At 44.9% G+C, this 13725-nt stretch carries 13 protein-coding genes; 9 read left to right on the top strand and 4 right to left on the bottom strand.

The features are described from left to right. Position 1 precedes the first annotated feature (1 nt). The 6 genes from albB to LJF29_RS11535 are packed head-to-tail and all read left to right on the top strand — an operon-like array spanning position 2 to position 5319. The gene (albB, locus tag LJF29_RS11560; RefSeq protein ID WP_010332279.1) at positions 2-163 is read left to right on the top strand and encodes an antilisterial bacteriocin subtilosin biosynthesis protein AlbB; all 162 of its coding nucleotides are present in this window, start codon (positions 2-4) and stop codon (positions 161-163) included. Continuing rightward, positions 160-879: an ATP-binding cassette domain-containing protein gene (locus LJF29_RS11555; protein WP_010332280.1), complete on the top strand. Its 720-nt coding sequence runs from the start codon at positions 160-162 to the stop codon at positions 877-879. Before albB ends, LJF29_RS11555 begins: the two co-directional genes overlap by 4 nt. Next, positions 872-2185 (top strand): bacteriocin biosynthesis protein AlbD, encoded by a 1314-nt coding sequence (locus tag LJF29_RS11550; RefSeq protein WP_229148630.1) that lies wholly within the window; start codon positions 872-874, stop codon positions 2183-2185. The genes LJF29_RS11555 and LJF29_RS11550 overlap by 8 nt, the downstream gene beginning before the upstream one ends. Further along, positions 2175-3338 (top strand): insulinase family protein, encoded by a 1164-nt coding sequence (locus LJF29_RS11545; RefSeq protein WP_229148695.1) that lies wholly within the window; start codon positions 2175-2177, stop codon positions 3336-3338. The genes LJF29_RS11550 and LJF29_RS11545 overlap by 11 nt, the downstream gene beginning before the upstream one ends. 5 nt (positions 3339-3343) lie before the next feature. After that, positions 3344-4621, top strand: a complete 1278-nt coding sequence (locus LJF29_RS11540) for a M16 family metallopeptidase (protein WP_229148629.1) — start codon at positions 3344-3346, stop codon at positions 4619-4621. Continuing rightward, a complete protein-coding gene (locus LJF29_RS11535; protein ID WP_229148627.1) occupies positions 4618-5319 on the top strand; it encodes a bacteriocin biosynthesis protein AlbG in 702 nt (233 codons plus the stop codon). Before LJF29_RS11540 ends, LJF29_RS11535 begins: the two co-directional genes overlap by 4 nt. A gap of 6 nt (positions 5320-5325) precedes the next feature. On the opposite strand, the gene LJF29_RS11530 is transcribed toward LJF29_RS11535, so the two are convergent. Further along, positions 5326-6681, bottom strand: coding sequence for a YncE family protein (locus LJF29_RS11530; protein WP_229148626.1), 1356 nt, complete (start codon positions 6679-6681; stop codon positions 5326-5328). A 40-nt stretch (positions 6682-6721) separates the two neighbouring features. After that, the gene (locus tag LJF29_RS11525) at positions 6722-8074 is read right to left on the bottom strand and encodes a YncE family protein (RefSeq protein ID WP_229148625.1); all 1353 of its coding nucleotides are present in this window, start codon (positions 8072-8074) and stop codon (positions 6722-6724) included. 226 nt (positions 8075-8300) lie between these two features. On the opposite strand from LJF29_RS11525, the gene LJF29_RS11520 reads away from it, so the two are divergent. Both LJF29_RS11520 and LJF29_RS11515 read left to right on the top strand, forming a co-directional pair. Next, on the top strand, positions 8301-9446 hold the full coding sequence (locus LJF29_RS11520) for a tetratricopeptide repeat protein (RefSeq protein ID WP_168749007.1): 1146 nt from the start codon (positions 8301-8303) through the stop codon (positions 9444-9446). Beyond that, complete coding sequence (locus LJF29_RS11515; protein ID WP_229148623.1) at positions 9430-9549, top strand: PhrC/PhrF family phosphatase-inhibitory pheromone; 120 nt, start codon at positions 9430-9432, stop codon at positions 9547-9549. Before LJF29_RS11520 ends, LJF29_RS11515 begins: the two co-directional genes overlap by 17 nt. A 106-nt stretch (positions 9550-9655) precedes the next feature. Here the strand turns inward: LJF29_RS11515 and speB are convergent, their stop codons facing one another. Then, complete coding sequence (gene speB, locus LJF29_RS11510; protein WP_010332291.1) at positions 9656-10528, bottom strand: agmatinase; 873 nt, start codon at positions 10526-10528, stop codon at positions 9656-9658. Between the two features lie 60 nt (positions 10529-10588). Further along, positions 10589-11419: a spermidine synthase gene (gene speE, locus LJF29_RS11505; protein ID WP_229148621.1), complete on the bottom strand. Its 831-nt coding sequence runs from the start codon at positions 11417-11419 to the stop codon at positions 10589-10591. A 200-nt stretch (positions 11420-11619) separates the two neighbouring features. Here speE and LJF29_RS11500 point away from each other — a divergent pair, with 200 nt between their 5' ends. Then, entirely contained in the window at positions 11620-13695 is a 2076-nt protein-coding gene (locus LJF29_RS11500; protein WP_229148619.1) for a transglycosylase domain-containing protein, read from the top strand. Positions 13696-13725: the final 30 nt, after the last annotated feature.

Here is a 13725-nt window from a genome sequence, read left to right as displayed (position 1 = left end):
TTTGTCACCAGCACAAAGAAAAATTCTACTGTATATCCTTTCAATTATTTTTGTCATCGGCGCGGTCGTCTACTTCGTAAAAAGCGATTATGTGTTTACGCTGATTTCTATCGCTATCGCCATTATTTTCGGTATGCGCGCGCGGAAGGCTGACTCGCGATGAGCATTTTGGATATACACGATGTATCCGTGTGGTACGAGCAAGACAACGTTATCTTAGAAAACGTAGATTTACATTTAGAAAAAGGCGCCGTTTACGGACTGCTCGGGGTAAACGGCGCCGGAAAAACAACGCTGATCAATACGCTGACTGGGGTTAACCGTAATTTCAGCGGACACTTTACGCTGTGCGGCATTGAAGCGAATGCCGGCATGCCGCAGAAAACATCAGATGAGCTGAAGATCCGCCGCTACTTCGCTGCCGATTATCCGCTTCTTTTTACAGAAATTACGGCGAAGGACTATGTTTCTTTCGTTCATTCTCTGTATCAGAAAGATTTCTCAGAGCAGCAGTTTAACAGTTTGGCAGAGGAATTTCACTTTTCCCAATACACAAACCGGAGAATTTCCGAGCTGTCCCTCGGCAACAGGCAAAAGGTTGTGTTGATGACTGGGCTATTGCTCGGGGCTCCCCTGTTTATTTTGGATGAGCCGCTTGTCGGCTTGGATGTGGAGTCAATAGAGGTCTTCTATCAGAAAATGAAAGAGTATTGCAAGGCAGGCGGAACGATTTTGTTTTCTTCCCATCTGCTCGATGTGGTGCAGAGATTTTGTGATTATGCGGCCATCCTTCATCACAAACAGATCCGGAAGGTCATTCCGATTGGAGAGGAGACCGATCTTCGGCGTGAATTTTTTGAGGTGATCGGCCATGAATAACCTGTTTCCGATTCTGTCATTGCTGTTCAAGCAGCTTTACGGCCGCCAAGGAAAAAAAGACGCCATTCGTATCACCGCAGGGCTTGCCGTTCTGGCCTTGTTTGAAATCGGGCTGATCCGCCAGGCAGGCATTGATGAATCAACTTTAGGAAAAACATACATCACACTCGCGCTTCTGTTTATGAATGCGTACATGGTATTTCTCTCTGTTACATCCCAATGGAAGGAATCCTACATGAAGCTGAGCTGTCTGTTGCCGATCTCTTCCCGGAGCTTCTGGCTCGCTCAGAGTGTGGTTTTGTTCGTTGATACTTGCTTGAGAAGGACGCTCTTCTTTTTCATCTTACCGCTGTTCTTATTCGGAAACGGAACGCTGTCAGGAGCACAAACCCTGTATTGGCTCGGCAGATTTTCGTTTTTTACTGTCTATTCAATTATTTTCGGCGTTCTGTTAAGCAATCTTTTTGTCAAAAAAAGGAGAACGGCACTCCTGTTGCATGCGGCGGTATTCACCTGCGTGTGCTTCAGTGCGGCTTGGATGCCTGCCGTGACGATCCCGCTATGTACGATTCACATGCTCTGGGCTATTGTGATTGACTTCCCTTCATTTTTGCAGGCGCCTCAGCAGCAGAGCAAGATGCATTCTTTTATGCGGACATCAGAATTTTCGTTTTATAAAAGAGAATGGAACCGGTTTATTTCCTCTAAAGCGATGCTGTTAAATTATATTGTGATGGGGGCATTCAGCGGCTTCTTTTCGTTTCAGATGATGAACACCGGCATTGCCGATCAGCATGTCGTCTATATCGTGATTAGCGCTCTCCTGCTGATCTGCTCACCGATTGCTTTATTGTATTCTCTTGAAAAAAATGACCGGATGCTGCTGATCACGCTTCCGATTAAACGCAGAACGATGCTTTGGGCGAAATATCGCTTTTATTCCGGTTTATTGGCCGGCGGGTTTATTTTGATTGCCATGATAATGGGCTTGATCAGCGGCCGGCCGATTTCACTTTTGACTTTTTTGCAGTGTATGGAATTGCTGCTGGCGGGGGCTTATATTCGGTTAATTTCAGATGAAAAAAAGCCGTCCTTCAGCTGGCAGACGGAGCAGCAGCTCTGGAGCGGCTTCTCTAAATACCGTTCCTATGTATTTTGTATTCCTCTTTTTTTAGCAACTTTAACAGGCACTGTTATTTCCTTGGCAGTCATTCCGATTGCCGGGCTGATCATTGTCTATTTACTGCAAAAACAGGATGGTGGTTTCTTTGATACAAGCGGAAAAAGAGAACGGCTTGGAAGTTAACCTGCTGACGACTGATCAATTTTCAACCATCTCGATCGCCGCGAGCTTTCTGAAGCCGATCGAAAGCGCGGCGGAACCTGAGGAGGAAGCAATTTATTTTTACGGCGCGGCTGCACACCAGAAGCAAAATATCATCGCCACCTTCGGCTATGCCGCCGGCCGCCGCTTCATGTATTCAGCAAATCTCTTTTTTGACCAGCAGCTGAAAACGTACGGGACCCGCATGATTCACCCGTTATATGATGAGGGGTTTCAAACAGATACTCTTCTGAACACTTTTGTTGACATGTCCTCTTTTCCGGTTTCTCTTTCTGCCAGCGCAGCGGAAAAGGCAAAAGCCGAACTGCTGCTGAAAATGGAAAAGAAATTCGCTGACCCGTTCTCCTATTCAGCAGCCCGTCTGGCGGAGGAAGCCTTTGGAAACCCGATGTACGGCACTGCTATGTTTGGCCGAAAAGAAAAGCTAATGGCTGTGCATCCTAAACGTTTTCTGGATGCGTCGGAATTTATCGCTGATTTATTTTCTCAGCAGAAACAGCTGAACATATTAGGAAATATACAGTCATGTGATGTTCAGGGACATGCCTCAAAGGCGTCCGCCGTGTCTGCTGTAAGAAAACCTGTGAATCAGCATATTTTTGAAACAGAGACACGCAGCATAGCGGGACCGTCCGTTATGACACTTGGCTTTGACTGCGGAGACATGAAAGATGTCCGCGATTATTTAGCCATCCAGCTGATAGACGGATTGCTCGGCAAGTACGGCCATTCCGCTTTATTTCGGCATTTTCGCGAAAAAGATTTGGCTGTTTACCATGTGATCACCCGCTATGACATCATGAGCAATATGCTGCTTGTTTCCGTATGCACCGACCAGATTTATGAAAACGAGATTCCTCCAAGAATATTGGAAGCTGTATCAGGTTTTCACACGGATGAACCCGAATTAAACAAGGCAAAGCAATTTTTAATCAATGAAATCCTGCTGCAATTTGATTCTCCTGAAGGGCTCTTAGCCTATATGGGAATCCTGCGCCGTTTCTCTTGCAAAAAAGAAGACTTGCTGTACAGCATCTCAGCGGTCACTTGCCTTGATTTGCTGCAATTCATAAAGAAACTTACATATATCGGAGCTCATGTAGTAAGGGGATGAGAGATATGGAAAAGGAAGCCTTTTTTCAACAGCTGGATGAACGAACCGATATCAGATACGCAGACAACGGAATGAAAATATTTAGGTTACAATTCCCCCGCGCCCATTTAAGACTGTGCAATGTCAAAACCGGCTTTGGAAGCCGGGATGTCCGCTTACAGTCAGAAACCGGCGGCAGGCTGCTGCCATATGGCACAGCGCATTTTTTAGAACACCTCCTCTTTTGGCATAACGGCCGGAATCTGTATAGTGATTTTTTTGAACAAGGAGCGCTGTTGAATGCATTCACCACTTACACTGATACAAATTTCATGTTTACCTCATTGCCGGATCGGCTTAGACAAACCATTCCAATCCTGCTTGACGCTTTATGGAACCACTCGTTTGATGAGCAGATCATTGCTCAGGAAAAAGCCGTGATTACAAGTGAAATAGAAACGGCGCTTCTTAACCACCAGCTTCATTACCATTATCAGCTAATCCAGATGCTGTCTCCTGCCTCACCAGCCGCAGTCTTCCCCGCGGGCAGAAAAAAAGACATTGAGGCTCTAACGGTCTGTGATCTGCAGGAAGCCTATGCGGCCGCCTACCAGCCCCATCAGATGACGCTATTTCTGATCGGCGGCACAGAAGACGCGGAAACTCTTTTGCCTTCTCAGCTCAGGCTGGAAAATCGCTCTGGCAGCCGCTCTGACAGAAAAATCATTCCTGCATGCCCTCCCCTCTCACAAAAAGTCGTAAAGGGTGATGAGGAGCAGCCGGAAGACACTTGGACCGGAAGACAAATTGGGGCGCTCCCAGGAGAAAACGGACTTTTGACATTGAAGCTGTACTGGGACATTGCCTCTCGCATCCTGTTCAACATAGATTCGCCGTTTTTTCAAGAGATCCGGCAAACGTACCGTTTGAATATCCAAAGCCTATCAGCGGATGTTCACTTATCAGAGGATGGCGGCTTTTTGATCCTTCACAGTAAAGGGGCACATTCTTCCGCATACATTGATGTAGCATCTTACTATATCACGCAGCAGAAAAACCGTACCGAAGCCTGGCTTGAATACGGCAAGGATTCTTTCGTCAACGCGATCATCTATGACAGTGATTACGTGCGTAAATGCTTTGAATGGGCGGCAGAGTGTGAACAGTATGATTGCTCGTTTCTCGGCCTTTACCGCACCATTCAGCAGATGAATTCTCATGATTTCTTGGCTCTCATTGAAGCAATGGTTTCTTCTAACAAAGCAGTCATTCATGTGCCTCAGAAAGAAGTGATGACACAATGAAAAAAAGCACTGTCTTTACTGTGTTATTGCTGTTTGTGGCTATGGCGGCTTATTCCTTCGGCTGGTTTCACTCAGGCGCCGAAGCTGCGGGCCGATATGTACAGCTGATCAAAAATGACGCCGCCCGCCTTGGGCTGTTGGCTTGTGCCGCATCAGTACTGATGCTGCCCGCCTATCTGTATCTTCACTACGTGACGCAATCTGTCAAAAACATGACAGCAGCTTTTCAGAAACTCACACAGTCTCATCAAAGCTGCTGTGACTTTCAGCATCGCAAGCTGTGCAGCCGTTATGCCGGCGATATAAAATTGCTGCGCGACAGCTATAGGGGCATCCGACAATCATATGTGATGGCTGCTGTATTGTATCAAGTCAGCGTTTTCGGCTGCATGTTCGAAATCGTTAAAGCCGTTCCCTTCAGCTTTCACACGCCCGCTGCCGTTACAATGGGGCTAGCGGTGTTACTAATTCTGTATTTATTGTTTTATATGCGAACGTATTTGCTTCAGCTATTCCAGCATGGCAGCCTGTTCAGAAAAGTGCTAGTGGTCGTGCTGACAGGAGCCGGGATATGGTGGATGTTCAGTTTTACTATAAGTGAACTGCTGTTTCTGATCATCTTAGCTGCCATCCAGCAGATCGGATCTTTTATTTATAAACGATTCTCTTATCGCAGTTCCGCTTCTCTCGATCTGTGAAATAAGCTACATCGCAATCGCAGACGGACCGTCGCCAACCGGAATGACCGTTACGGCTGTATAATCACTTGTGCGATACACGGTCACTGTGTTGTCGCCGGGCTGTGCCGCGTAAATGTATTGATTGTCGGGTGTGACTGTTAAATCAAAGGCATTAGGAAATGATACGTTTGCAATGATGTTTTGTGTAGCGGTATCAACGACATGTAAATTGTCAATGAGAAACGGTTCACTATAAGTCTCTAAAAAGTAAGCTCTAGTGCTATCCGCAGAAAATACAATCGTCCTCAGGGTGTCAAATAGGCGGTCAAAGTCGCCTCCCCTGCTTAATGGTGACAAACTGATTTCTGTTACATTTTTCGGCCACAGTTCATTATTCATCACGTAAGCAAAATTACCAGCGTAAGGGGTTTGAATTAAGCTTGGATATTCAAATGTATTAATGATACTTGCTACCAACTGGCCTGTATTCACATCATATTGATCAACCGACCATCCACTCGTATTGGCGATATAGACAAACTGTCCATTTGGATCTAGGGCAAAATCTGAGGCACCAGGTACTGGGAAGACATTAATCACCGTTTGGAAAGCCATGTTAATTATATAAATAGAGCCAGCGGCCATCACATACGCGAACTCGTCTGTTGCATCAAATTCAATCTTTCTAGGCCCTCCTCCAACAGTAATGGTATTTATAATCGTTAGTGTGTTGTTATCAATTACTGAGACAAGGTTTGTATTCCCATGAAGGACGTACGTGTATGCTTTATCAAAAGTAACGCCTAAATTAGTCGGGACAGCAGAAAATGGAATCGTTTTTACAACAGTGTTTAATTCTGCATCAATAACTGAAACCGTGCTGTCTCCAGTATTGGCAGTAAACACGTAAGAACGTTTCTCCTGCTCCGGCACTAGAATGATTGTTCCCGTTACGGTCAGTGGATTTCCGTAAAAAGGTGGAACAATCACTATATTTTCTACTGTGACTTGGCTCAGATCCGGACAGTCCTCTGCCTGTCCGGAATAATAAACAATTTGATCAATTTCCGCTGTATGAACCTCTGAGATTGCTGCCTCTCCCTGTCCATATTCATTTCGTACGGGTTCAACACTAACCAATAATTCAATCGTACCTTGAAGGCGAATGCCATAAACAACCCCTGCCTCGGTTATACAAGGTTCACTGATACATGCAAGATTATCAGTATTCCACGTCACGTTCCCAACTGCCTCAGCCGGATCAACAGTAAAACCTAGCGGCACTTCAATAGGAACTTGAAATGATGCTTCACGGCTATCTTCTTCATCACAAAAACAGAAACAATTTTCCTGTAAAGCAGAAAGGTCATTCTTTTTCATGATTTCACATCCCTTTTAGAAAGGCACAATATACAATTGGTTAAATCGCAATGTCACTCGGTGAAACGCCAAGCGATATGACAGTTTCCACAGAATAGTCATCCGTGTTGTAAACAATGATGCTTTGCTCTATAAAACGAGTTGCATACAGAAATTCGCCATTCGGGGTAAACGCAAAATCTCTTGCCGATTGCGGAAGATTTCCTATTACGCCTGCACCACTTGGACTGACGGAATATAGATTGTGAGTGAAACCATCAAACAAATACAATCCTGAACCGCTCTTAAACATTTGATACTCACCCTCATACTCCAGCTCTTGGGTGCTACTGATCGTAAACGTATCTAAATCAATAATCGTCAAATAATTTAAGAAGTGATCTTGTTCTAATACATAGGCATACCGCTCCGGCGGCTTTGTTTCTATAGAATTGACAATAAGCTCTCGTTCAATCGTTCCTGTAACGTCACCGGTAGATAAATCCACTTTTTGCACTAAACCAAAATCAAGAACATAGGCGAACAACCCATTAGGATCAATTGCAATATCATACCCTTCAACAGGAATAGACCTTTCTACAGTTGAAGTTTCTATTCTGATCACATAAATGGCATTACCGGCGAGAACATAAGCGAAATCGTGCTCAGGCCCAAATTTAATTGTTTCAGGCGGCTGATTTAGCAGTATGGATGCAGTAACAGTCAATGTGTCATAATCGATGACAGAAATCATATTATTGTTAAAATGCAAGACAAACACAGAGCTTTTATCCGGGGTCATCTCAATACCTGTCGGCTCGTACGGAAGAGCAATCGTTGTCACCACGGTATGAGTATTGGTATCAATCACAGAAACCGACTGATCATCTGGATTCGCTGTAAACGCATAAACAGGCTCCGGTCCCGGTACAAGCACAATCGTTCCCGTCACCGATAAAGGACTGCCGTAAAACGGCGGGACGACAACAAGGTTCTCGATCGTGATGTCACTGATATCCGGGCAATCATCCGGTTCATCAGAATAATAGACAACTTGATCGATCTCTGCATTGTGAATGACAGAAATAGCCCCCTCCCCTTGTCCATATTGATTTCGCACAGGTGAGACACTGACAAGAAGCGTGACGGTTCCCTGCAGGCGGACTGCAAATTGAACACCGACCTCATCAGGCTCAGGCCCCGTTTGAATTAAACAGCGTTCACTGACACAAGAAAGGCTGTCTGCATTCCATGTGACGTTTGCAACAGCCTCAGCCGGATCAACAACAAACCCCTCGGGCACTTCTATCGGCGCTTGAAACATGGCTTCACGGCTGACTTCTTCCTCACAAAAACACAAACAATCTTGTGTAGCTTCTGCTTTTTCTTTAAAGGAAAGCTGGTTTTTCCTCATTTCATCACTTCCTTTTCAACATACACTGCTCACGCAGATACAACAGAATATGGAAGGTGAATGTGTTTGCTTGTACAAACAGCCGAGGGTAAAAGCTGTTTTTGAAGAAATTCCGGCTACCATGCGGTGTAACGAAAAAAAAATTGCGGTTTTTTTGCGCTTTTGATCTGAATGAAAATGATAAAATATGACATATATAGAATGGTGAAGGGAGGGATTTTCAAAGGTGACAAGTGTCATATCTTCTTCTTCCGTGGGAGAAAAGATTAATGAATGGTACATGTACATACGCCGATTCAGCATACCGGATGCGGAATACTTACGAAGAGAAATCAAACAAGAGCTGGCCCAAATAGAAGAAGACCAGGATCTTCATTTGTATTATTCACTGATGGAATTCCGGCACAATCTGATGCTTGAGTATCTTGAACCGTTAGAAAAAATGCGGATAGAGGAACAGCCGCGACTGTCCGATTTGCTGCTTGAAATTGATAAAAAACAGGCTCGTTTAACCGGACTGCTTGAATACTACTTTAATTTCTTCAGAGGTATGTACGAACTGGACCGCCGGGAATATATATTAGCCATTCAATTTTTTAAAAAAGCAGAGAGCAAACTGAATTTTGTTAAAGATAAAATTGATAAAGCTGAATTCTTTTTCAAAATGTCAGAAGTGTATTACTATATGAAGCAAACTTATGTGTCCATGGACTATGCACGTCAAGCCTTTGAAATATACAATGAACAAACTACATATGATATCAGAATGATTCAATGCCAGTCCCTGTTTGGAGCTAACTTTTTGGACCTGAAACAGTATGATAAAGCAATTGCTCATTTCCAAAAAGCTTATACACTTGCTGAAGCAGAACAGCAGCCGCAGCTAATGGGAAGAACGCTTTATAATATTGCACTTTGCAAGCAAAACCAACACAGCCTTGAATCAGCGATAGAGTATGTAAAAAAATCTATTCATGTTTTTGAAGAATCGAAAATGCTACCTTCACTGCCACAAGCCTTTTTCCTAATTACACAAATTTATTTTAAATTAGGTAAGATTGATAACGCTTGTGAATATCATAAAAAAGGAAGAGAATATTCAATAGCTGCCGAAGACACTGTGTACTTAATGGAGTTTGAATTTTTGGAATCTTTATACTTGTCTGGACCTGATGAAGAAGCAATAGAAAAATGTTTTGTTTTCCTTGAAAGTAAAATGATGTATGCTGATATTGAAGACTTTGCACTCGATGTTGCTAAGTATTATCATCAGAAGGAAAATTACAAAAAAGCATCTACTTATTTTTTAAAGGTTGAAGAAGCAAGACAGCACATTCAAGGGGGGGTGAATTTATATGAAATGGAAGTATAAATTATTACTCGCTTGTTTAGCTGTGAGTGCTGTATTTGTCACAGTAGAAGTATCAAATTCATCTACAGAACATTTTGAAGTTGCACAACGTGCTATGATCTAAGACCGCCTTCATCGGCGGTTTTTTTCGTTCCCTCTTTCCACCTTGAATAAGATGTTTGCAAAGCATGGGAACAAAAAACATCCAGACAAGAGTCTGGATGTTTCTCTTATTTTACAAACCCAAGCAGCATTTCACGGATGATTTTGCTGGCAGTGTTTGCTGTTTGTTCTGAGTGATCGTACACTGGTGCGACTTCCACTAAGTCAGCGCCCTTCACATGTACCTCTGAGCGCGCGATTTCATGCACGGATGCAAGCAGTTCTTTAGACGTGATGCCGCCGGCGTCAACAGTTCCTGTTCCCGGTGCGTGTGCAGGGTCTAATACATCAATGTCGATTGTGACATATACCGGACGGCCTGCCAGCTTCGGAAGTACCTCTTTCAGCGGTTCAAGCACTTCAAACTTAGAGATGTGCATGCCGTTTTCCTTTGCCCATTCGAACTCTTCTTTCATGCCGGAACGAATTCCGAATGAATACACATTTTGCGGTCCGATCAATTCTGCCGCTTTGCGGATCGGCGTGGAGTGAGAAAGCGGTTCTCCCTCATAATCAACGCGAAGATCTGTATGTGCGTCAAAATGGATAATCGCCAGGTCTGGGTATTTCTTGTACATCGCTTTAATGACAGGCCATGACACGAGGTGCTCCCCACCCATGCCCATTGGGAATTTCCCTTTTTCTAAAATGCTGTCCACATATTCTTCAATCATATCAAGACTTTTTTGCGGGTTGCCGAATGGCAGCGGAATGTCGCCGGCGTCAAAGAAGTTCAGGTCCGCCAGATCACGGTCCAGATACGGGCTGTATTCTTCAAGGCCGATTGACACTTCGCGGATTCTTCCCGGGCCGAAGCGTGATCCCGGACGATAGCTCACTGTCCAGTCCATCGGCATGCCATAAAGGATGGCGTCCGCCTCTTCCCACTCTGGACGGCTCGCGATAAATACTTTTCCTGAATAAGCTTCATCAAATCTCATCTATAAAACCCTCGCTTTCCTGTAAAAAAGCGCAAGATTCGCTCCTGCGCCATACATTCATTATTTAATCAGGTCACTCACAAATTTCGGCAGAACAAACGCCGCTTTATGAAGATCTTTTGTGTAATATTTCGTGTCAATGTCAAAGAAACGGCTGTCTTCCACTTCAAGCGGATCATATTTTTTCGAACCGATTGTAAATGTCCACAAACCGCTTGGGTATGTCGGAATGTTCGCCGTATACAGCTTTGTAATCGGGAAGATTTCCTTCACGTCACGCTGTACATTTGTGATTAATTCCGGTGTGAACCATGGGTTGTCCGTCTGAGCGACGAAAATGCCGTCTTCTTTCAGCGCCTTCGCGATTCCGGCATAGAACCCTTTTGTAAACAGGTTAACAGCAGGTCCGACTGGTTCAGTTGAATCTACCATAATGACGTCATATTGATTTTCAGATTTCGCAATGTGCATAAATCCGTCATCCACTTGCACGTCAACACGCGGATCGTCAAGTTTTCCTGCAATAGAAGGAAGAAACTTTTTAGAGTATTCGATGACCTTGCCGTCAATATCAACAAGTGTCGCTTTTTTCACGCTCGGATGCTTCAGAATCTCTCTGATGACGCCGCCGTCACCGCCGCCGACAACCAGCACATGCTCAGGATTCGGGTGCGTAAACAATGGCACATGCGCCACCATTTCGTGATAAACGAATTCGTCTTTTTCTGACGTCATGACCATACCGTCCAAAAACAGCATGTTGCCGAACTCTTCTGTTTCCACCATTTCTAAATGCTGAAACTCAGTTTGTTCTGTATGTAATGTTTGATTAACCTTCAATGTAATGCCAAAGTTTTTCGTCTGCTTCTCTGTGTACCAAAGTTCGCTCAATTGTCATCTCCCTTTCAAGGCTGTATTTCATTTATTGTAAGCGTCTTTTCAGCTTTTATTCCCGGTTGAAATCGCATTTTCACCTAAGGAAAAAGTATAGAGGATGGCGGGGAAAAAGTAAAGATGCGTCCTGTATGCGATGTTTAAAAACAATCTTTTTTTCTCATAATAGTAGAAACATAAAAAAAGGGGGAACCATTGTGGATGCAATGACAAATAAACGGCTGAGACTGACGCTCAAAACCGTTCGCGCCTTTATCTTTCTTGGGGCTTTCGCGTGCTTAGCGGCAGCTGCTGTGTTTATGACTGTCATTTTGATAGCTAAATACCAGGGCGCTCCCTCGGTTCAAGTGCCGCAATCCACGATTTTATTTGCAAGTGACGGCTCTAAACTCGGGGAGACGAACTATGGCGAAAAACGCTATTGGGTCCCCTTAAAGGACATGAATCCGACGATTGTAAAAGCGACGGTGGCAATTGAAGACCAGAACTTCTATGATCACCATGGCTTTGATTATAAACGCATGGCCGGTGCGGCGCTTGCTGACCTGAAAGCATTTGCCAAGGTTCAGGGCGCAAGCACCATCACCCAGCAATATGCGAGAAACTTATACCTTGAACACGATAAAACGTGGAAACGCAAATGGAATGAAGCGTTCTATACAATCCGCCTGGAACAAAACTATTCTAAGGACGAGATATTAGAAGGCTATTTAAATACGATTTACTACGGACACGGCGCCTATGGCATTGAAGCCGCATCCCGCCTCTATTTCGGCAAGCATGCCAAAAACCTGACAGATGCGGAGGCGGCGCTTTTGGCCGGTATTCCGAAAGGCCCTTCCGGCTATTCGCCTTATGTCAATGAAACAAAGGCTAAGGATCGCCAAAAAACAATTGTGCGGATGATGGAAAAGCAGCGGATGATCAGCCGCAAAAAAGCGGACGAGCTGATCAAAGAGCCTCTTTCCTATCAGCCGTTGAATAAACACGCCATCAGCAGAAAAGCGCCTTATTTCTATGATAATGCGATGAGAGATTTGGAAAAAAAACTCGGCATGACGCGGGAGCAAATTGAAACGAGCGGGTTAAATGTGTATACAACCGTAAATAAACGGCTTCAGCGCATTGCCGAGGAAACCATTACCGAAACGGTTAACGCCGGTTCTGACATTCAAGTCGGATTTTCAGCCATTGATCCACGCACAGGACATGTTCTCGCTCAAGTCGGCGGCAGAGATTATCAAAAAAGCCCATTTGACAGGACGACACAGGCGAAACGCCAGCCCGCTTCGACAATCAAACCGTTACTGTATTATAAAGCGATCCAGAGCGGGTTTACGCCAGTGACACTGATGAAAAGCGAAGAAACCGAGTTTCAAATAGACGCAAAGGGAGAAACCTATTCTCCAAGCAACTATAACGGTTATTACGCAAACAAACCGATTACGCTTCTTCAGGCGCTGGCGCTGTCTGACAACATTTACGCTGTGAAGACCCATCTCTTTCTCGGGATGAACAAGCTCGTTCAGGCGGCAAAGGAATTTGGCATCACCGCGCAGCTCCAAGCGCTGCCATCCTTGGCCCTCGGCACAGAACCGGTGCGCCCGATTGAGATGGTCAATGCTTACGCTATGCTTGCAAATGGCGGGAAGCAAATTGAACCGACCTTTATCACGAGGGTAACTGATGCGGCCGGCCATGTACTGTACGAAAGCCCGAATCAGCATAAACAAGTGCTGGATGAAAAAGCTGCCTTTGTGACCGCTAATATGATGACAGGCATGTTTGATACAGATTTAAACGGCTATACATCCGTGACAGGACGGACAATCACGGACCGCCTGACTAGAACCTATGCGGGAAAATCAGGCACAACAAGCGCGGACAGCTGGATGATCGGCTTCAATCCGAAGCTGGCTGCGGGTGTTTGGACGGGCTATGACAAAAACAGCACCATCGACTCAGTCGAAGAAAAAAACTATGCCAAAACCATTTGGGCGGAGTTTATGGAGGATGCGCTCAAAGGAGAACCCGAAACAGCCTTTAAACCGCCAAAAGGCGTGACCGGCGTCTACATCGATCCGGCAACAGGCTACTCCTCCGGCCCCGGCTGCGCAGCCAAGCATTACACGTATTTTGTGAAAGGCACAGAGCCAGCGAATGTGTGCTACGGTTCAGAGCCTGTCAAACAAACAAAAGACCAGCATCCAGTCAAGGAAAAGCCCGCCTCCCCGAAAAAGTGGTGGGACAAATGGCTGGGACGGAATCAGTAAAAAATAACCCGGCTGCTTAAATGCCGGGTT

It is taken from the genome of Bacillus sp. LBG-1-113, assembly GCF_020708615.1.
GTDB lineage: Bacteria > Bacillota > Bacilli > Bacillales > Bacillaceae > Bacillus > Bacillus mojavensis.
Note: the sequence above shows the minus strand (reverse complement) of the source record. Positions and strands in the feature narration are given on the sequence as shown.